Annotated in this window: 21 protein-coding genes and 1 tRNA gene; 7 read left to right on the top strand and 15 right to left on the bottom strand. The window is 69.6% G+C overall.

Annotated elements, in window-relative coordinates; genetic code table 11:
- Positions 1 to 222: 222 nt before the first annotated feature.
- A complete protein-coding gene (locus Q0L11_RS15550) occupies positions 223 to 762 on the top strand; it encodes a sigma-70 family RNA polymerase sigma factor (RefSeq protein ID WP_296598414.1) in 540 nt (179 codons plus the stop codon).
- On the opposite strand, the gene Q0L11_RS15545 is transcribed toward Q0L11_RS15550, so the two are convergent.
- Positions 722 to 904: a hypothetical protein gene (locus tag Q0L11_RS15545; protein ID WP_296598413.1), complete on the bottom strand. Its 183-nt coding sequence runs from the start codon at positions 902 to 904 to the stop codon at positions 722 to 724. The two genes, Q0L11_RS15550 and Q0L11_RS15545, sit on opposite strands and share 41 nt — an antisense overlap.
- Positions 905 to 975: 71 nt before the next feature.
- On the opposite strand from Q0L11_RS15545, the gene Q0L11_RS15540 reads away from it, so the two are divergent.
- Positions 976 to 1,182 carry a hypothetical protein gene (locus tag Q0L11_RS15540; RefSeq protein ID WP_296598412.1) on the top strand — a complete coding sequence of 69 codons (207 nt, stop codon included), beginning with the start codon at positions 976 to 978 and terminating at the stop codon, positions 1,180 to 1,182.
- Here the strand turns inward: Q0L11_RS15540 and Q0L11_RS15535 are convergent.
- On the bottom strand, positions 1,175 to 2,905 hold the full coding sequence (locus Q0L11_RS15535; protein WP_296598411.1) for a CocE/NonD family hydrolase: 1,731 nt from the start codon (positions 2,903 to 2,905) through the stop codon (positions 1,175 to 1,177). The genes Q0L11_RS15540 and Q0L11_RS15535 overlap by 8 nt on opposite strands.
- A 117-nt stretch (positions 2,906 to 3,022) precedes the next feature.
- Here Q0L11_RS15535 and kynU point away from each other — a divergent pair, with 117 nt between their 5' ends.
- Positions 3,023 to 4,249, top strand: coding sequence for a kynureninase (gene kynU / locus Q0L11_RS15530; RefSeq protein ID WP_296598409.1), 1,227 nt, complete (start codon positions 3,023 to 3,025; stop codon positions 4,247 to 4,249).
- 157 nt (positions 4,250 to 4,406) lie between these two features.
- Complete coding sequence (locus Q0L11_RS15525) at positions 4,407 to 5,969, top strand: long-chain-fatty-acid--CoA ligase (RefSeq protein ID WP_296598408.1); 1,563 nt, start codon at positions 4,407 to 4,409, stop codon at positions 5,967 to 5,969.
- Here the strand turns inward: Q0L11_RS15525 and Q0L11_RS15520 are convergent.
- Together Q0L11_RS15520 and Q0L11_RS15515 are read right to left on the bottom strand one after the other, a co-directional pair.
- Positions 5,966 to 7,429 (bottom strand): MFS transporter, encoded by a 1,464-nt coding sequence (locus tag Q0L11_RS15520; RefSeq protein WP_296598407.1) that lies wholly within the window; start codon positions 7,427 to 7,429, stop codon positions 5,966 to 5,968. The two genes, Q0L11_RS15525 and Q0L11_RS15520, sit on opposite strands and share 4 nt — an antisense overlap.
- A gap of 31 nt (positions 7,430 to 7,460) precedes the next feature.
- The gene (locus tag Q0L11_RS15515; RefSeq protein WP_296598406.1) at positions 7,461 to 8,075 is read right to left on the bottom strand and encodes a glutathione S-transferase family protein; all 615 of its coding nucleotides are present in this window, start codon (positions 8,073 to 8,075) and stop codon (positions 7,461 to 7,463) included.
- Positions 8,076 to 8,175: 100 nt separating this feature from the next.
- Between Q0L11_RS15515 and Q0L11_RS15510 the strand changes: the two genes are divergently transcribed.
- Positions 8,176 to 8,406 (top strand): hypothetical protein, encoded by a 231-nt coding sequence (locus tag Q0L11_RS15510; protein WP_296598405.1) that lies wholly within the window; start codon positions 8,176 to 8,178, stop codon positions 8,404 to 8,406.
- A 30-nt stretch (positions 8,407 to 8,436) separates the two neighbouring features.
- Here Q0L11_RS15510 and Q0L11_RS15505 read toward each other — a convergent pair whose 3' ends face one another.
- The 9 genes from Q0L11_RS15505 to Q0L11_RS15465 all read right to left on the bottom strand — a co-directional run bounded on the left by Q0L11_RS15505 (position 8,437) and on the right by Q0L11_RS15465 (position 15,527).
- Positions 8,437 to 8,922 (bottom strand): hypothetical protein, encoded by a 486-nt coding sequence (locus Q0L11_RS15505; RefSeq protein ID WP_296598404.1) that lies wholly within the window; start codon positions 8,920 to 8,922, stop codon positions 8,437 to 8,439.
- Between the two features lie 65 nt (positions 8,923 to 8,987).
- Complete coding sequence (locus Q0L11_RS15500) at positions 8,988 to 10,478, bottom strand: NAD(P)/FAD-dependent oxidoreductase (RefSeq protein WP_296598403.1); 1,491 nt, start codon at positions 10,476 to 10,478, stop codon at positions 8,988 to 8,990.
- Between the two features lie 83 nt (positions 10,479 to 10,561).
- Positions 10,562 to 11,653: a phosphotransferase gene (locus tag Q0L11_RS15495; RefSeq protein WP_296598402.1), complete on the bottom strand. Its 1,092-nt coding sequence runs from the start codon at positions 11,651 to 11,653 to the stop codon at positions 10,562 to 10,564.
- Complete coding sequence (locus Q0L11_RS15490) at positions 11,650 to 12,003, bottom strand: nuclear transport factor 2 family protein (protein ID WP_296598401.1); 354 nt, start codon at positions 12,001 to 12,003, stop codon at positions 11,650 to 11,652. The genes Q0L11_RS15495 and Q0L11_RS15490 overlap by 4 nt, the downstream gene beginning before the upstream one ends.
- A 14-nt stretch (positions 12,004 to 12,017) precedes the next feature.
- On the bottom strand, positions 12,018 to 13,256 hold the full coding sequence (locus Q0L11_RS15485; protein WP_296598399.1) for an FAD-dependent monooxygenase: 1,239 nt from the start codon (positions 13,254 to 13,256) through the stop codon (positions 12,018 to 12,020).
- A gap of 70 nt (positions 13,257 to 13,326) precedes the next feature.
- On the bottom strand, positions 13,327 to 14,274 hold the full coding sequence (locus Q0L11_RS15480) for a hypothetical protein (RefSeq protein ID WP_296598397.1): 948 nt from the start codon (positions 14,272 to 14,274) through the stop codon (positions 13,327 to 13,329).
- Between the two features lie 31 nt (positions 14,275 to 14,305).
- Positions 14,306 to 14,395: transfer RNA gene (locus Q0L11_RS15475), tRNA-Ser, on the bottom strand.
- A 38-nt stretch (positions 14,396 to 14,433) separates the two neighbouring features.
- The gene (locus Q0L11_RS15470; protein WP_296598396.1) at positions 14,434 to 15,162 is read right to left on the bottom strand and encodes a hypothetical protein; all 729 of its coding nucleotides are present in this window, start codon (positions 15,160 to 15,162) and stop codon (positions 14,434 to 14,436) included.
- 92 nt (positions 15,163 to 15,254) lie between these two features.
- Positions 15,255 to 15,527, bottom strand: coding sequence for a sel1 repeat family protein (locus tag Q0L11_RS15465; RefSeq protein ID WP_296598395.1), 273 nt, complete (start codon positions 15,525 to 15,527; stop codon positions 15,255 to 15,257).
- Between the two features lie 272 nt (positions 15,528 to 15,799).
- On the opposite strand from Q0L11_RS15465, the gene Q0L11_RS15460 reads away from it, so the two are divergent.
- Positions 15,800 to 16,321, top strand: coding sequence for an RcnB family protein (locus tag Q0L11_RS15460; RefSeq protein ID WP_296598394.1), 522 nt, complete (start codon positions 15,800 to 15,802; stop codon positions 16,319 to 16,321).
- Between the two features lie 35 nt (positions 16,322 to 16,356).
- Here Q0L11_RS15460 and gatB read toward each other — a convergent pair whose 3' ends face one another.
- Positions 16,357 to 17,856 (bottom strand): Asp-tRNA(Asn)/Glu-tRNA(Gln) amidotransferase subunit GatB, encoded by a 1,500-nt coding sequence (gatB, locus tag Q0L11_RS15455; RefSeq protein ID WP_296598392.1) that lies wholly within the window; start codon positions 17,854 to 17,856, stop codon positions 16,357 to 16,359.
- 129 nt (positions 17,857 to 17,985) lie between these two features.
- Between gatB and Q0L11_RS15450 the strand changes: the two genes are divergently transcribed.
- Positions 17,986 to 18,303: a hypothetical protein gene (locus Q0L11_RS15450; protein ID WP_296598391.1), complete on the top strand. Its 318-nt coding sequence runs from the start codon at positions 17,986 to 17,988 to the stop codon at positions 18,301 to 18,303.
- Positions 18,304 to 18,436: 133 nt separating this feature from the next.
- On the opposite strand, the gene Q0L11_RS15445 is transcribed toward Q0L11_RS15450, so the two are convergent.
- A partial coding sequence (locus Q0L11_RS15445) for an amidase family protein (RefSeq protein ID WP_296598390.1) occupies positions 18,437 to 19,104 on the bottom strand: 668 nt, incomplete at its 5' end.

Below are 19,104 nucleotides of genomic sequence, written 5' to 3'. Positions count from 1 at the left end.
GGCTCCCGCAGTCGAATGTGGGGACGAAACCGGAACGCCACAATGGGCGCCGCCATGCGCAGAGGGCATGGATGTGGCGCCTGAAACGCAGGCGCCTTTGCGAAGTTCCACAAATCCACCCAAGTTAATGGGAACGATCTCAGGTAGGGGGCGTTCAACCGCCGCTGGTGGAAGAATCTAGAGCTGGCTTCGGGGGGCCGGGCATGCGTTTGAGGGGATGGGATGGAGTCCACCGCGAGTTGGCGCGACGAGGTCGTGAGCCTGATCCCGGCCTTGCGGGCGTTTGCGTGGTCGCTGAGCCGTAACGGCTCCGACGCCGACGATCTCGTCCAGGACACCCTCATCAAGGCCTGGTCCAACCGGGAGAAGTTCGAGCCGGGCACCAATCTACGGGCCTGGCTGTTCACGATCCTGCGCAACACCTACTACACGAGCGTCCTGCGTCGCCGCCGGGAGGTGCGCGACGAACAGGGCGAATACGCCAGCACGCTGACCTCGGCGCCGACCCAGGACTGGAGCGTGGCCATGCGCTCGCTGCAGATCGCCCTGCAGCAACTCCCCGATGAGCATCGCGAGGCGCTCATCCTGGTCGGCGCGGCGGGCCTGTCCTACGAGGAGGCGGCGGAAATCTGCGGCTGCGCGCTGGGCACCATCAAGAGCCGGGTCAACCGCGCCCGCGCCCGCCTGCTGAAGATCATGGACGCCGACAATCCGATGGACGTCATGGCTCTGGAGACGATGTCGGTGGTGGGGTCGGCCTGACGATGGCCTCACCGGCCGCCGCGGCGTCGAGCTGGTCGACCACGCGCTGGATATGCTCGGGCACCGGCCGCGCCTCGAACTGGCGGAACATGCCCGTCAGGGCCGCCGCGAGCGCGTCGGCCTCATCGTCCCGATCCGTCACGTGAAAGTTCCTGTTCCCGGCGCTACCTTAGCCCCGGAAACATTTCCGCGCACCCTTGTTGATCGAACGCGATGACGCAGAACCCGAAGACCCCGCCCGGCGGCCATGGCGAGGGCGAGCGAGAGCCCTGGGACCGCGACCGCTACGGCTCGCGCCAGGACGAGGACCGCGAGGACTACGGCTCGGGCTGGGACCGCGAAGGTCGGGAATACGGCGAGGGTCAGGAGGACGAGCCTGGCGCCTCCGAAGCCGGAACCGCCAACCCGCCCGCTACTTGATGTCCGTCGGGTAGATCACGGGCAGCACCAGCGCCGTCGGATGGGCCTCGTCGAGGTAGATGCTGTTGGTCGCCACCCGCGGCTTCAGCTTGCCCAGCGCCGGCGGCTCGCCGGTGTTCGGGTTCACTTCGAAGCGGGGTGAGTTCGACGAGGTGATGTGCAACGCGATGCGATGCCCCTTCTCGAAGGTGATCGCCGTCGGCCACAGGTCGATGACCAGCTTCTCGGGCGCCCCGGGCGTCATCATGCGGATGTCCTCTGGCAGGCGCCCATTCCGGAACTTGGTGCGGATCGGCGCGTCCAGCACGAGCGCCTCGTAGCCGTCGGGATAGACGTCCACCAGCTTGGCCACGAAGTCGGTGTCGGGACCGTCGGTGGCGGCGTAGAGCTCCACCTTCACCGGCCCGGCGATCGCCACGTCCTTGTCCAACACGGGCGTCTGGAAGCGCAGGTAGTCCTGGCGCTGGCCGACCTGGCGCTGGTCCTCCGGACCCCGCTCGAAGGTCAGGTTGGCGCCGCCGAAGGTCTTGACCGGGTCGGCCGGGTCGAAGCGATAGCTCAGCTTGGTCTCGGCCGTGGTCGGGGCCTTGGTCGCCAGGCCCTTGTCGGCCGTCGGATAGTAGCGGACCTCGCGGTAGGCCGGCGGCCAGTTGGGCGAGGTCATCATGCGGTTCTTCGGCGAGAAAGCGTCCTTCTTCGCGCCGGCCATCATGAAGTACTGGACCGGCGGCTCGTCCATGATCCCGTTCTCCTGGCCCTTCAGCCAATAGTCGAACCAGCGGATCTCCTGATCGCCGGCGATGCCCAGGCGGTCACTCCCCGGATACGCCAGGTCGCCCGAGAGCTGCCCGTGGCCGAACGGGCCCATCAGCAGCTTCTGGTTTCCGCGCGCGCCGGGCGCCCCCTGGTTCTGCAGGTACTCGAAGTTGTCGACCGTGCCGCCGTTGAAGATGTCGTACCAGCCGCCGACGTTGAAGATCGGGATCTGGATGTACTTGCGGTTCGTCGTCATCGCGACGCGGTTCCAACTCACGTCGTCCAGCGAGCGGCCGCGGGTCTTGTCCAGGGTCTCCTGCGGCACGCCCTGCTGGGTGAGCCAGCCGATGGTGTCCTTCTCCTTCAACACGCCGCCTGGGTAGCTGTACGAGAGACGGTCGGCCGGCGCGACGATCACATACGCCGCCTTCAGGTGCGGCGGCGCGGCCAGCGCGGCCGAGTTGGCGGTGATCCCGAGGGCCGAGCCGCCGGTCATGCCGACCTTGCCGTTGCTCCACGGCTGGGCGGCCGCCCACTCGACCGCGTCGTAGCCGTCCTCGATGTCGTTCTCGAACGCCTGGTAGAAGCCCTGGGAGCGCCCCTTCCCGCGCACGTCCTGAACCACGTAGACGTAGCCGGCGTCGGTATAGCGCCTGGCCTGCTTGGCCATGTTCTCGCCCGGCTTGGGGTTTTGCGCGGTGACGACGCCGTCCTTGATGTAAGGCGTCCGCGCCAGCACCACGGGCCAGGGGCCCTGGCCGACCGGCTTGTAGACGTTCGCGGCGAGGCGAACGCCGTCCCTCAGGGTCATGTATTCCTCGGTCGCGCCGGCCGGCAGGCCGGGCCACTTCACGGCCTTCGCCGCAGCGGCGGGCGGCTTCTTCTGCGCCAGCGCCGGCTCGGAGGCCGCGCCCGACAGGATCAGCGCCGCCGTCGAGGCCAGCGCCAGCTTACGCCAACGGTTCATGCAAGTTCCCTCGTCCCCAGCGGGTCTTCGCGCCCGCACCCCGGTTGTTCGACGCATCTAAGCACGGCCTGCGAGCGCCGTCCTTTCGGATGCGAAACCCAAGGGATAAGAGGCGGGATGGACCGCGCACACGCCGCATCGCTCGACGCCGCCGACCCTCTGGCGCGATTCCGTGACGCCTTCGTGCTGCCCGAAGGCGTCATCTACCTGGACGGCAATTCCCTGGGCCCCCTGCCCCGCGCCGCCGCCGAGCGCAGCGAGCGCGCGGTGCGCGAGGAATGGGGCCGGGGCCTGATCACGAGCTGGAACGCGGCCGGCTGGATCGAGGCGCCGCAGCGCCTGGGCGGCAAGCTGGCGCGGCTGATCGGGGCGAAGCCGTCCGAAGTGGTGGTCGCCGACTCCACCTCGGTGAACCTCTTCAAGCTCGCGGCCGGCGCGCTGTCGCTCCAGCCCGGTCGGCGCACGCTGATCGTGGAGAGCGGCAACTTCCCCACCGACGTCTATGTGCTCGAAGGCGTCTGCGCGCTGGCGGGGGCGACGCTGAAGGTCCTGCCGCCGGACGAGGTGGTGGCCGCCGTCGACCAAGACACCGCCGCGGTGATCCTCACCCATGTGAACTACAAGACCGCCCGCCGCTGGGACATGGCCGGCGTCACGGCCGCGGTGCAGGCGAAGGGCGCGCTGATGCTGTGGGACCTGTGCCACACGGCGGGCGCGGTGGCCTGCGACCTGAACGGCGTCGGCGCGGACCTCGCCGTGGGGTGCAGCTACAAGTACCTGAACGGCGGCCCCGGCGCGCCGGCGTTCCTGTTCGTGGCGGAACGGCATCAGGCGCAGATCCGCTCGCCCCTGTCGGGCTGGATGGGCCACGCCGCCCCGTTCGCGTTCGAGGAGCGCTACCGGCCCTCCGGCGATATCCGCGGCATGCTGTGCGGCACGCCCCCGATCCTGGGGCTCAGCGCCCTCGAAGCGGGCCTGGACCTGCAGCTCGAGGCCGACCCCGCGCTGGTGGAAGCCAAGGGCCAATCCCTCTGCCGCCTGTTCATCGACCTCGTGGAGAGCCGCTGCGCCGCCCACGGCCTCGTGCTGACCGGCCCGCGGGAGATGGCCCAGCGCGGCCTGCACGTGTCCTTCGCCCATCCGGACGGCTACGCGATCGTCCAGGCCCTGATCGCCCGTGGCGTCATGGGCGACTTTCGCGACCCGGACATCGCCCGCTTCGGCTTCTCGCCGCTCTACCTCAGCCACGCCGACGTCTGGGACGCCGTGGAAATCCTGCGCGAGGTGCTCGAAACGCGGGCTTACGAGGCCCAGGAATACCGCACGCGTTCGGCGGTCACCTAGCGTCAGATTTGTTGACGGATCGGGGATCGGCTAGCAATCGCGGCGTGACGGGCGAAACAGCCCGCCCCGGCCCTTTCAAGGAAATGGCCGCGACATACAAAAATGCCTGAGCCATCGTCGCTGCGACGATGGCTTGGGGGAGCGAGACAGCCGGGCCATGACCTTCGACGACCCCATCAAGACCCTCACGGACATCCCCACGGTCCACGGCCGCGACCGCGGCGAGCGGGTGGCGGTTCACTTCGAAGGGCGCGACCTCACCTATGCCGAGCTCGACCGCCGCTCGACCCAGGTGGCCGGGCTGCTGCAGGCGGCGGGGGTCAAGCCGGGCGACCGGGTGGCGTGGCTGGGGCGCCCGTCCGAGGCCTGGTACGAGATCTTCTTCGGGACCGCCAAGGCGCGCGCCTGTTTCGCGCCGATCAACTCACGCCTCGCCGTCCCGGAGATCGCCTTCATCCTCAAGGACTCCAGCGCCAACGTCTTTTTCGTGACGCCCGAGTTCTTCGACTGCGCCGCGACGGTCGCCGAGCATGCGGACCGGCCGGTGAAGGTGATCGCGGTCGGCGGCGAGCATCCGGCGTTCGCGAGCTACACGGCCCTGCGCGACGCCGCGCCCGTCCCGACGCTGGAGACGCCCAAGTCCAGCGACGACGTGCTGCAGCTCTACACCTCGGGTACGACCGGGCTGCCCAAGGGCGTGCGCCTGTGCAACGCCAACTACGAGGCGTTCCTGAAGCTGCGCCACCTGGTGGACGGCTTCTCGTACGCAGCCGACGACACGGTGCTGATCCTGATGCCGATGTTCCACGTGGCGGGGACGAACATCAGCTTCTCGGGGTTGGCCGCCGGCGGGCGGATCGTGCTGCAGGCCGAGTTCGCCCCGCAGGCCGTGCTGGACGCCTTCGGGCGGGAGCGTGTGGCGCACGTGTTCCTCGCGCCCGTGATGATCAATGCGCTGCTGCAGACGCCGGGCGTGGAGAACGCCGACTTCTCCAGCCTTAAGACCGTTTCGTACGGCGCCTCGCCGATCTCGGAGGCGGTGCTGGCCAAGGCGACGGCGACGTTCGGCTGCGGCTTCATCCAGTTCTACGGCATGACCGAGACCACCGGCGCGGGCACGACGCTTGCGCCGGCCGAACACACGGGCGAGCTGCTGCGCTCCTGCGGCCGGCCCTGGGCGACGCTGGAGACCCGGATCGCCGACGAGGCCGGCAACGAGGTTCCGCAGGGCGAGATCGGCGAGATCGAGATCCGAGGCCCCATCGTCATGGCTGGCTACTGGAACCGTCCCGACGCCACCGCCGAGACCATCCGGCCCGACGGCTGGCTGCGCACGGGCGACGCCGGCTTCATGGACGAGAACGGCTTCTTCTTTGTCCACGACCGGGTGAAGGACATGATCGTGTCGGGCGGGGAGAACGTCTATCCGGCCGAGGTCGAGAACGCGATCCTGGGCTGTCCGGGCGTCGCGGACGCCGCGGTGATCGGCGTTCCGGACGACAAGTGGGGCGAGGCGGTGAAGGCGATCGTCGTGCGCGCGGCGGGCCAGGAGCCGGATCCGGGCGCGATCATCGCCTACGCCCGCGAGCGGATCGCCGGCTACAAGGCGCCGAAGACCGTCGACTTCATCGACGCCCTGCCCCGCAACCCGTCTGGCAAGGTGCTCCGGCGCGAGCTGCGCAAGCCCTACTGGGAAGGCCGCGACCGGAAAGTGGGCTAAGGCCCGGCGGCGACGTCCGATGGCCGGTCCAGCGGCTCCGGGCGTGGCCGCGGCGCGAGCTTCAGGCGCGAGAGGCTGACCAGGGCGGCGAACAGGGCCAGGACACCGGCCGTAGCCAGCGCCGTGGTCGTCGCATGGGTGCCGGCGACGTGGAAGAAGACCGCGGTGGTGACCGCCCCAGCCGTCTGGCCCAGCAGGCGTGCGGTCGCCAGCGCCCCGCCGGCCGCGCCGCTGCGGTGCATCGGGGCCGAGGTCACCATCGCTCGGTTGTTGGGCGACTGGAAGAAGCCGAAGCCCAGCCCGCACAGCGCCATCCGCCAGGCGATGTCGAGGTCCGACGCATCCTGCGGCATCATCGCCAGCGCGAAGAGGCCCGCCGCAAACACGGTCAGACCCACGCCGCCGAGCGCGCCGGCCCGGTAGCGGTCCGCTAGCCGCCCGGCCAGCGGCGCGGCCACGCCCACGGCCAGCGGCCAAGGCGTCATCAAGAGCCCCGTCTCGACCGCGCTGCGGCCCATCACCGTCTGGAAGTAGAACGGCAGGCCCACAAAGGCCGTCATCTGCGCCGCGAACGAGACCACCGACGTGGCGATCGACAGGCCGAAGATCGGAATCCTGAGCAGGTCGAACGGCACGAGCGGCGCGTCCAGGCGAAGCTCGCGGCGCACCAGGATGACGGCCGCGACCGCCCCGACGGCGAGCTTCCAGAGCCCCGCAGCGAGCCCCTCACGCGCCACGCTCTCGGCGCCGAGGATGAGAAAGCCGAAGGCTACGGCGTTGAGGACCGCCGAGACCCAGTCGAACGGCCGGGCCGAGCCCACCGTCCGCGGCAAGGCGCGCGCGGCGATGGCGATGGCCAGCACGCCGATCGGCACATTGATCGCGAACAGCCACTCCCACGTGCCGCGCGTCAGGATCGCGGAGGCCACGGTCGGGCCGATGGCCGCCGCGACGGAGATGACGAGCGCGTTGAGGCCGATGCCCCGGCCGAGCAGGCGCTTGGGGTAGGTGAAGCGCACCAGCGCCGAGTTGATGCTCATGATCCCGCCGGCGCCCAGGCCCTGAAGGATGCGGGCGGCGGTGAGCTCCTCCAGGGTCTGCGAGAGCGCGCAGCCCAACGAGCCCAGGGTGAACACCGCCAGGCCGACCATGTAGACCCGTCGATAGCCCAGACGGTCGCCCAGGGCCGCCAGTGGCAGCAGCGTCACGGTGATCGCGAGCTGGTAGGCGTTGACGATCCAGATGGACGACGCGGCGCTGGCGTTCAGCTCACGGGCGATGGTGGGCAGGGCGACGTTGGCGATCGCGCCGTCCAGCACCGACATGGTCATGGCAAGCCAGATCGCGGCGACGGACCAGTAGCGGCGCGGCGTGGGCAGCCCGTCCGGCGGCGCGCCGGGCGCGGGGTGGGCGTCGGTGTCGGAATCGGCCGCGACGGCCGCCGCTGGAGGACTGGGCATGAGCCGCAAACCCCTCAGCGGCGGTTTGGTGTCAAGCGCTGGCGGCCGCGCTGGGTCGGGCCTTCACGCGGGCGAACCAGTCGGAGACCTTGGCAAACTTCGGGTCGAGCGGCTGGCCCACCACGGCGCCGAAGTCCAGGAAGGCGAACAGCAGGATGTCGGCCAGGGTGAAGCGGCCGCCGGCGACCCAGGGGCCCTGGAAGTTCGCCTCCAGCCATGCCAGCCCGTCCTGGGCCACCGCCTTGAGCCCCGGCGCCGCCTCGGGCAGGCAGCGCATGCGGTTCTCGAACAGGGGCAGGCCCTCGGCGAAGCGGAAGCCGTTGGCCATGGGCTCGCAGATCTTGAGGTCGACCCGCCGGGTCCACATCCGGGTCTGCGCCCGCTCCTCGGCGTTGGTCCCGATCAGCGGCGGATGGGGCGTGATCTCTTCCAGATATTCGCAGATGGCGGTGATCTCGGTGAGGTTCACGCCGCTTTCCAGCGCCAGCGCCGGGGTCTGTCCGGCCGGATTGACGGCCATGTAGGGCTCCCGGCGGTTCTCACCGCCCCGCAGGTCGACCTCGATGCGGTCGACGTCGATGCCCTTCTCGGCCAGGAACATCTTCACCACGCGCGGATTGGGTCCGACCGATGTGTAGAGCTTCACGTAATCTCCCTTCCCTCTTCTCGAACTCGTGAGCAGCCTGGCCACTGTAGGGCGCCGGCGGAGTGGAATCACTCGCCTGAAGGGCGTATAAGACCTGCCCATGCAAGAGCGCAGTTTCCGCCAGGATCTGACCGGCTCTGATGAGAGCCTCGACGACCTCCTGTCGCGCCTGAAGGCTCAGCTTTCGCGGCCCAAGGCGTGGACCACCCGCAATCCTCCCTCGGATTTCGGCCACTTCGTCACGTCGCGTCGTCCCCGGGGCGGCGCGGGCGGCGCAGAGGCCCCCGTCCCGAAGCCGGACCACGGCCTCGCCGACTGCCACGCCTGCTGAGGCCGGCGAGTTCCTCTTCTTCTGAACGGGTCAGTCGCCCACCAGCTTCCCGATCGTGAAGTTCGAGGCCATGACGCACTGCGCCTCGCCGTGCGGCGCGCCGACGGTCGCCGGCTGGCCTGGGCCGGGCGCGAAGTACCATTCGCCCTTCGGCGTCGTGACCTTCAGCGACTTCGGGCTGGTGAACTGGCAGACGGGATAAACCTTGGTCCCCCACCCACCGCCATACCGCAGCGAGCGGCATTCCATGTGGCCGAACTGGCGGCCGAAGATCACGCCCTCGTAGTAGGTCGCCTTGGGCGCCTTGAGCCCCCGCGCCTGGAACTGGGCTTTCGTCAGGCTGGGGCAAGGCGCGCCGCTGACCCGGGCCTCACTGGCCAGGAACAGCGCCGCCTCGCGCTTGCCGAGATAGCTCTGGACCAGGAACCAGCCCGGCAGCGCAACCGCCACCACGGCGGCGACGGCGATCGTCACCTTCTGGCCGGTGGTGAGCCGGCGCCTGCGCACTCGATCCATCTGGGACGCTCCGCGACACTACGGATTACATTCGTAATGCGGGGTGCGCCCGAAGACCAGCGCGATCAGGCCGCGATCTTCTCCGGCGTCCTGGCGGCTTGCCCCGCCGGGTTGGTGAACCGCAGGACGCCGTCGTCGAGCTTGGCGTAGCGCAGGTTCATCAGGTCCTTGGCGTAGTTCTGGTCCAGCCGCCACGGGGCCTTGTTGCCCTGCTTGGGGAATTTGGCCATCGCCCGCTGGACATAGCCCGACGAGAAGTCGAGCCACGGTTCGAACGTCACCGTCGGGTCCGTGTTGACCGGCGTCGCCTGGCGCAGGCCCGTCTTCTTCATGTGGTTCAGCACGCGGCAGACGTATTCGCACGTCAGGTCGCACTTCAGCGTCCACGAGGCGTTGGTGTAGCCGAAGGCCGAGGCCATGTTCGGCACGCCCTCATACATCATGCCCTTGTACGACAGCGTCTGGGACGCATCGATCTTGCGGCCGTCCACGCTGACCTCGATGCCGTTCCAGACCTCCAGGACAAGGCCGGTGGCCGAGACGATCACGTCCGCCTCCAGCTCCTCGCCCGACTTGAGGCGGATGCCGCTCTCGGTGAAGGTGTCGATGTGGTCGGTGACCACGCTCGCGCGGCCCGACTTGATCTGCTGGAACATGTCGGCGTCCGGCACGAGGCACAGGCGCTGGTCCCAGGGATTGTAGGTGGGCGTGAAGTGCTTATCGACGTCGTAGTCGGGGCCCAGTTGCTCGCGGACCATCTTCAGGATGTTGGCCTTCACGGCCGCCGGCTTCTCGCGGGCCATCTTGAAGAAGTACATGCCGAACAGCACGTTGCGCCAGCGGACGATGTCGTAGGCCAGCTTGCCCGGAAGCCACTTGCGCAGGCTGTTGGCCATCTTGTCCTCGGCCGGCCGGCTGACGACGTAGGTGGGCGAGCGCTGCAGCATGGTGACGTGGGCGGCGGTCTTGGCCATCTCCGGCACCAGCGTGACCGCGGTGGCGCCCGAGCCGATCACCACGACCTTCTTGCCAGAATAATCGAGGTCCTTGGGCCACTTCTGCGGGTGGACCAGGCGGCCCTTGTAGCTCTCGACGCCCGGATACTCCGGCGTGTAGCCGCCCTCGTACGAGTAGTAGCCGCCGCACAGGAACAGGTAGTTGCAGGTGAAGGTCGTGACCTTGCCCGCCACCTCGGCCTCGACGGTCCAGGCGGCCGCTTCTGTGGACCAGCTCACGCGCTTGACCATGTGATTGTAGCGGATGTGGCGATCGATGCCGTTCTCGGACGCGGTCTTGCGCACATAGTTCAGGATCGACGGACCGTCGGCGATGGCCTTCGCCTCGGTCCACGGCTTGAAGGCGTAGCCCAGGGTGTACATGTCGCTGTCCGAGCGGATGCCCGGATAGCGGAACAGGTCCCAGGTGCCGCCGATGGCGTCGCGGCCCTCCAGGATCACATAGCTGCGGTCCGGGCACGCGGTCTTCAGGTGATAGCCTGCGCCGATCCCCGAGAGCCCGGCCCCCACGATCACCACGTCGAAGTGCTCGATCGTCATTCCTGGTTTCCACCCCCCCTGCGTATTTGCGCGGGAGGATAACTGATCGATGATCAGTTACCAGCGGTAATTCTGACGTAGCGTCAGGCCAGCGCCTTCAGGGCGTCGTGGTCCAGGATGTGGTCCGCCGCGCTGCCCAGCATCTGCATGAACATGTCGTCGCCCCGCGGTGTCTGGATGACCACCATCGAGGCGAAGAAGGCCGTCAGGAAGAGCTGGAAGGCGCCGACGCCGTAGTCGCGGCGCAGGTCGTCCATCGAATAGCCCGTGACGCCCAGGCGGGTCAGCTCCGCGTGATAGAGGGCCAGCAGCTCGGCCTCGTGGGCGCGGCGCACGTCGGGCGGCAACGCGCCGGCCAGGAAGTAGGCCACGTCGGTCGCACCGGGCGCGTAGGTGAACGACTGCCAGTCCAGGACGGTGACGGGATGACCGCCGGCGGGCGTGCCGAACATCATGTTGTCGGGGCGGAAATCGTGGTGCGCCAGCGTGCGCGGCCCCGGCTCCCGCGCGTGGAAGTCCTGCCAGCGGCTGGTCAGCGCCTCGCCCACCTCGATCCAGTGCGGCTGCAGCCGATTGGCATAGCGGGCGCGGAAGCCCTGCCAGAGGCCGCTGACCAGCTCGGGCGTCACCGCGCTGGGCGGCGCGGCCTTCGAGCCCTGCACCCACGACAGCTCGTCCAGGCCCTCGTCGCCCCAGAATGAGCCGTGCAACCGTGCCGCCTGTTCGACGACCAGGCGCGCCTGATCCAGGCTGACGCCCTTGAGCTGGTCGCCCTGCTCGGCCGGGGCGAGGTCCTCCATCATCAGGACGAAGGCGCCGCCCGTCTCGTCTGTGTCGGTGAACCAGCAGCGCGGGGTCCGCACCTGGGCGCGGGGGGCGAGCTGCTGATAGAACCGGACCTCCCGCAGGTAGTTTCCCAGCATGATGCCCGTGCCGCGGCTGGTCTCGTCGGGCGACGGGAACTTGCCGACGATGGACGCCGGGGCGCCCTCGCCTTCCCGCTCGTAGCGGAGGCGGAAGCGGACGCTCTCGCCGATCTGGCCGGTGCCCACGTTCTTGGCCTCGAAGCCGGACACCACGGCGTCGACGCCGGCGCCCTGCAGGACGGCGGTCAGCCACGCGACGTCGATGTCGCCGGGACGGCGGATGTCGGGTTTGGTCAAGACGGCGCTCATGCGGGCATCTGGTGGACGTAGACCTCGTTGAGCGCGATGCGGTCGCCGTCCAGGATGACGAGGTCGAAGCCCCGCAGGCGTCCGCCCGCCCCGCCCTCGCCGATCTCGCAGTACCACCGCCCGCAGAAGCCGCCTGGGATCGGCCACACCTCGTCCGGCGTGTAGGTCATGGGCGGCGTGGCGGCGAACAGGCCTGTCAGGTACCCGCGCAAGGCCGCATTTCCGCTCAGGCCGCCGGCGGTCTGCGGGTCCCGATAGACGCAGTCCTCGGCGTAGAACGCGCACAGGGCGTCCACGTCCTTGTCGGTCCAGGCCTTGAGCCAGCGGGCGTTGTAGTCGGCGATGTCCATCGTGCTCTCCAGCGTCAGCCCACCACCCGCGCCCAGTGGGCCTCGGTAAAGATCTCTGGCGGCGCCAGCTCGGGCCCCGCCATGACCGCCACGCCGTGCAGCTTCAGCGTCGGATCGGCCGCGCCCTGCTCGTGGTAGCGGCGGCGGCGGGCCTCGGCCTGCGGCCCGAACTCCATGTCCAGCGCCGACTGCAGCTTGGCCGCGAAGCGCAGGCGTCGCAGCCGCTCGGCGCGCTCCTCGGCGTAAGGCGCGAAGGCGGCGGGCGACCAGTCGTCGGAGGCTTTCAGGATGTCGCTGACGATGCGCACGTCGCGATAGGTGATCGACAGGCCGAGGCCCAGGATCGGGTCGTTCCACCCCGCCGCATCGCCGACCAGCACGACCCCCGGCGCGAAGGGCTCGTCTGTCCAGGCGTCGGCGTTGACGTAGCTCAGCAGCGGGCCGGCGGGGCGGCCCTCCACGATGTGGCGGTTGACCGGCGCGCAGCGCATGGCGAAGGCGTCGAGGAAGCGGCGCGGGCCGTCCTCGCCCTTGAAGCGGCGCGCCTGGTCCAGGGCGTAGCCGCCGTACAGCCGGATCCGACCGCCGCCCTGCGGGAAAGCCAGGAAGCCGAAGTCGCCCTCGGTGCCGATGGCCTGGAGGTCGTCGTCCCAGCCGGGGGCGCCCTCGATCAGCAGGCCGGCGAACCAGTGGTGCGGCTCGTCCTGGTGCAGGACGATCCCGGCCGCCTCGCGGACCATCGACGTCCGCCCGTCCGCGCCCACCAGCAACCGACCGGCGGCCTCCAGGAGCTGGCCGTCCTGTTCGAACACCACCGACGGCGCCTCCCCCGTCTTCAGGGAGACCACCCGGACGCCGCGACGCGTGTCGGCGCCCGCCGCGCCCGCGGCGTCGAACAAGGTCTGGCAATGCTTCGGGTGGCCCAGGCACAGCGGCCCGGGCACGCCGGGCCGGAAGATGCCCAGCGGCAGGGCTTCGGCCTCCGCCGCCGCGGGGTCCTTGTGCTCGTCGAAGGTGACGTGGCGCGCGAGGTGGTGACCGCCGGCCTCGCGCAACAGGTCGTACAGGCCCAGCGTCTGGGTCTCGGCCACGCCCCACGGGGCGATCCACTCGCCGCGCACGCGGTCCTGGTATGCCTCGGACTGCTCCAGCAGCAGCACCGATCGCCCGGCCCGGGCCATGACGGTCGCGAGCGCGGAGCCGCCGATGCCGCCGCCGACGATGACGAGGTCGTAAGCCTTCACCTGGTCCACCCTGTCCCGGCCGTCTGACGCGGCCGCGCCGCCAGACCACACCGCCGGACCCGGCGTCATACAAGTGAAATCAGGCGGCCGCCCGGCGGGCCCGCAGCGCCGCCTCGACCTCGTTGAGGACGCTGTCCCAGTCGCCGGGCGCCGGCTGCCGGAAGAGCCGCGCGGTCGGGTACCAGGGACTGTCCGTACGGTCGCGCATCCAGCGCCAGTCCGGGTCCTGCGCCTGGAGGAGGATCCAGGTGGGCTTGTGCATGGCTCCCGCCAGATGGGCCACCGAGGTGTCCACCGAGATCACAAGGTCCAGGCCGCGCACGATCCCGGCGGTGGCCTCGAAGTCGCGCGCGCCGGTGTCGTCCGGGTGCAGGCTGCGCGCCCCGGGCAGCGCCAGCAGGCGGGCGGCCACGTCCGGCGGCAGAGAGCGGTCGCGGTCGGCGCCGTGGGCCGGGTTGCCGCGCGCCATGATCCCGATGCCGACCCCGCGCGGCGCGTCGGGCAGGTAGCGGTCGGCCGGCAGGTTCGCCAGGCCGACGCCCAGCTTGCCCGGCAGCGAGCCGGCCATGCTCCAGAAGTCGTGGGTGGGGATGCTGACACGCCCCTCGGCCACCAGGATCGTCGCCGGCAGCGGCGCGAACAGCCGGGCCAGCGTCGGCGGGACCAGCATCGTCACGCGCGCGCCGCGATGGACCAACTCGGGCACGAAGCGGGCGAACATGATGTGGTCCCCGGCCCCCTGCTCGGGCCAGATCAGGATCGATCGGCCCCACACCGGCTCGCCGGACCACTCGGGAAACGAAAGCGCCGGCTTGCGCACCGGCTGGCGGCCGGCGCCGAAGCGCAGGTCGTAGAGCGCGAAGCCCTCCTCCAGCTCGCCTGCGGTCAGCAGGGCGACGCACAGGTTATGTCGCGCGACGGCGATGCTGGGATCGAGTTCGAGGCATCGGCGGTAGCCGGCGATGGCGCCGGCCAAGTCCCCCTGCCGCTGCCGGGCCACGGCCCGTTCGAAGGTTTCGCGGATCATCGGGAACCTCCCGGCCGGCCCGGGAAGGAGATGGCGGTGACGGAGGGATTCGAACCCTCGATACCCTTTCGAGTATGACGATTTAGCAAACCGTTGCCTTCAGCCACTCGGCCACGTCACCGGCTCGCGGACGGCGCAGCGCCCGCGGGAGGGCGGTTCTTAGCGGACGGAAGCCGCTCTGCCTAGCGGGTCCGATGCGGTTTGCTGCGGCGCCCGGTAGGGTGACAGGGCGAAGGCCACCGCCAGGGCGCAGTTGAGGGACAGGACCACCGTCTCGCCGCCGTCCTCCAGCAGGACCCAGAAGCGGTCTCCGAACATCGGCCCGAGGGCGCTGGCGTGCAGCGTGTCCACGCCGACCGCGAAGACCGCGATGCTGGCGGCGGCGAGGATCATCAGGCCGCCGAGCCGCCGCAGATCGGGCCGTGGCGGCCAAGCGCGCCAGAGAAGCAGCGCCAGGCCCGCGCCGATGGCGGCGAAGGCGAGCGGCTGGCCCAGGTCGCGCGAGCTGAGCGTCAGGCCGCCGTCGGGCGCGACCAGCAGTCCGGCGAGGTAGCCGGCCCGCTCGTGCAGCCGGAAGACGTTGTCGAGCAGAAGCCAGAGGTGGACGGCGGCCAGGGCCCAGAAGAGGCGGGTCTGCTCGCGGCGGGCGCAGACGGCCAGCGCGATCACGGTGGCGGCCGACTTCAGGTACTCGACCCGTTCGGCGACGCCGCCGTCGTAGGAGAGGCTGAAGCGCGGGTCGTGGAGCGCGAGGAAGGTCGGCAGGTGGTCGACCGTGCGCGCATAGGCCTCGTGCAGCGCCATCATCGCCGCGTCGTTGACGAGCAGGATCGGCAGCAGGCCGGCCAGCGCGGCGCGGTTCAGCCCCAGTCCAGGATGCTCGCCCATCGATTCGCCTCCAGTGGCGAATAACGATGTTATTGTGACAACCGCCGATGGCCAAGCTCGCCGAGCCCGACCCTGCGGCGATTGTCAGGCGATCAGCCCTGGGCCAACCACTGGCGCGCCTGGCGCTGGGCCTCGGCCACGTCTTCCGACGGCATCTCGCCGGCGATTTCCTTGCGGTATACCTTGGCCTCGACCGAACCGCGCATCGCGGCCAGGTTGAACAGCATGTGCGCCGAGACGTAGTCGAGCGGCGCGCCGCCCTGGCCCGTCGAATACAGCAGGCCCATACGGAACAACTCGTCGCCCGTCGCGTCCGGAGTCGGCAGCGGCAGGGCGTCGGACTTCATGTCGATGCTCGCCAGCATGGTTTCTATCCTCATCGGCCCGGCCGCCTCGCTTTTCGAGACTTCAACCGTCCGCGAGGGAAGAAAACCAACTTCGGACTGAACACATGGTTAAGGCCGCCGTTGTCGAATCGTCAGGAAACCGGCCTGGGACATTCGACCGCACCCGGTCGGCGAACGCGTTGCGGCGGCATCGCCGCTTTCCGCGCCGCGGCGTTCCGGCCTAGATGTCGTGGCGGCCCCAGGCCGCGTTCAGGGAGAGTTCAGCCAATCTCGGCGACTGTGCGGGCAAGATGAAGCGTCTGCTGCTCACTTTGGCGACGGCGGCCTGCCTGGCCGCCGGGGCGCCCCTGGCCTCCCCGGCCTTCGCCGGCGACGGCGACCAGGGCCGTGGGCGCGCGGAGCGTTCCGAGGGCCGCGGCCGGGGCTGGATAGATCGCGGCGACGAGCGACGGGGTGAAGAGCGGCGGGGCGACGGCCGCCGGGGCGCGCGCGGCTGGGAACGCATCGAGCCGCCGCGCTACGCGCCAGATCGCCGCCGCGACGACGAGCGCCGCGCCTACGACGACCCCCCGCCCGTCTACGTCGAGCAGCCGCGACCGAACTACATGCAGGGCCCACGGCCCAGCTACATGCGGCCCACGCCCGGCGTGCGTCGCGGCTACATCCCCGACGGCTACCGCGGCGAGGTGGTCGAGGACTACCGCCGCTACCGCTTGCGCCCGCCGCCCCACGGCTACGCCTGGGTGCGCATGGGCGGCGGCTTCGCCCTCGTGGAAATGGGCAGCGGCCGGATCTTCGACCGCGTGGACTAGAGATCATCCCTCCCCTGACGCGGAGGGATTAGCGCTCACCCTTCCAGCTTCGCCTTCAGGAGCTGGTTGATGACGCCGGGGTTGGCCTTGCCGCCGGTGGCCTTCATCACCTGGCCGACGAACCAGCCGATCGCCTGGGGCTTCTCCTTCACCTGGGCGGCCTGGCCGGGGTTGGCGGCGATTAGGTCGTCGATGATCTTCTCCAGCGCGCCGGTGTCGCTGACCTGCTTCAGGCCCTGCTTCTCGACGATCTCGCCCGCCGCGCCCTCGCCCGCCCACATCCGCTCGAAGACGTCCTTGGCGATCTTGGAGGAGATCACCCCCTCCTCGATCAACTGGACCAGCTCGGCGATGGCCGCCGGCTTAATGGGCGAGTCGGCGATGTCGATCCCGCCGGCCGACAGCTTGGCGGCCAGGTCGTTGGTCACCCAGTTGGCCACCAGCTTGGCGTCGCGCCCCTTCGCGGCGGCTTCGTAGAAGTCGGCCCGGGCCTGGTCGGTGATCAGCACGCCGGCGTCGTAGGCCGACAGGCCGTACTGCGACTGCAGCCGGGCCTTCTTGGCGTCGGGCAGTTCGGGCAGGTCGGCCTCGATGCGCTTGATCCACGCCGGGTCCAGCGTCAGCGGCAGCAGATCGGGGTCGGGGAAATAGCGGTAGTCGTGCGCCTCTTCCTTCGAGCGCATCGACCGCGTCTCGCCCTTCACCGTGTCGAACAGGCGGGTCTCCTGGTCGATCTTGCCGCCGTCCTCCAGGATCTCGATCTGGCGGCGCGCCTCGTACTCGATGGCCTGCTGGATGAAGCGGAACGAGTTCACGTTCTTGATCTCGCAGCGGGTGCCCAGGTGGCTGAAGTCGCCGGTCTCGCGGTACTTCTCGTAGGCGCCGGGGCGGCAGACGGAGACGTTCACGTCCGCCCGCAGGTTGCCCTTCTCCATGTCGCCATCGCAGGTGCCCAGGTAGACGAGGATCGTCCGCAGCTTCTTCACATAGGCGGCGGCCTCTTCCGACGTGCGCATGTCGGGGCGCGAGACGATCTCCATCAGCGCCGTGCCGGCCCGATTCAGGTCGACGTACGTGTAGTTGGGGTCCTGGTCGTGCAGGCTCTTGCCGGCGTCCTGCTCCAGGTGCAGCCGCTCGATGCGCACGGTGAAGGTGGAGCCGTCGTCGCGCTCGACGATCACCTCGCCCTCGCCGACGATCGGGTCCTTGAACTGGCTGATCTGATAGCCCTGCGGCAGGTCCGGATAGAAATAGTTCTTCCGGTCGAAGCGCGACCATTCGTTGATCTTCGCCTTCAGGCCCAGGCCCGTGCGGATCGCCTGCTCGACGCAGTGGCGGTTGATGACGGGCAGCATGCCGGGCATGGCCGCGTCCACCAGGCTGACTTGCGCGTTGGGCCCGGCGCCGAAGCCGACGGCGGCTCCCGAGAACAGCTTGGCGTTCGAGGCGACCTGGGCGTGGACCTCGAGACCGAGGACCATTTCCCACGGGCCGGTCCGGCCCTGAATCTGCTTGGCGTGCGTCGTGTCGTTCATGCCGCGGTACTAGCGCTACGCGCGCGAGACGGGAAGCGGGCGCAGAAGCCCTCTTGCGCAAATGCCCGGAATTGGCCTCAAAGTTCGGCGCGTCTTAACGGCGCTAAGACCGGGGAAAAGGAACACCCAATGAAGACTATCGCCCTCGCCGCCGCGCTCGCCGTGGCCGCGGTCGCCGCGCCCGCCTTCGCGCAAGACGATCACAAGGACCACGCTGCGGCCGCCGCGCCCGCCGCCGGCAAGATCTCGGTCGAGACCACGCCCATCGGCGAGCTCATCAAGAACGAGAAGGCCAAGGCCGCCCTCGAGAAGGCCCTGCCGCAGATCCCGCAGTTCTACGACCAGATCGGCACGATGACCCTCAGCCAGGTCGCCCCGATGAGCCAGGGCGCCCTCGACGACGCCAAGCTCAAGGAACTGCAGGCCGAGTTCGACAAGATCCAGTAGAGTCCAGCGACATTGCTCCCCCCTCGGGGGAGCTGTCAGCGAAGCTGACTGAGGGGGTCCGATCCGACCGTTGAGGACCCCCTCCGTCTCGCCGCCGGGCGGCGAGCCACCTCCCCCGAAGGGGAGGAATTTCTCACCACCATTTCTGGGGCTTGGCGCGGAAATCGGCCGCCTTCTCGATGGCCGAGCCCAGCGAGAACAGCGTGCCCTCGTCCAGGTTGCGGCCAATGAGCTGCAGGCCCAGCGGCAGGCCGTTGGCGTCCACGCCGGCCGGAACGCTCATGCCCGGCAGTCCGGCCAGGTTCACCGTCACCGTGAAGATGTCGTTCAGGTACATCGCCACCGGATCGTCCGACTTCTCGCCGAGGGCGAAGGCGGCCGACGGCGCGGTGGGCGTCAGCAGGGCGTCGACCTTCTGCCAGGCCCGGTCGAAGTCGTCGGCGATGCGCCGGCGCACCTTCAGGGCCTTCAGGTAGTAGGCGTCGTAGTACCCTGCCGACAGCACGTAGGTGCCGATCAGGATCCGGCGCTTCACCTCGGCGCCAAAGCCCTCGGCGCGGGTGTTCTCGTAGGTCTCGGTCAGATTCGCGCCGTCGACCCGCAGGCCGTAGCGCATGCCGTCGTACCGGGCGAGGTTCGACGAGGCCTCGGCCGGCGCGATGATGTAGTAGGCCGGCAGGGCGTACTTGGTGTGCGGCAGGCTGACTTCGACGATCTCGCAGCCGGCCTCCTTCAGCCAGGCGATCCCCTGCTCCCACAGCTTCTCGATCTCGGGCGGCATGCCGTCGACGCGGTATTCCT

Source organism: Phenylobacterium sp. (assembly GCF_024508875.1).
Taxonomy (GTDB): Bacteria; Pseudomonadota; Alphaproteobacteria; order Caulobacterales; family Caulobacteraceae; genus Phenylobacterium.
Note: the sequence above shows the minus strand (reverse complement) of the source record. Positions and strands in the feature narration are given on the sequence as shown.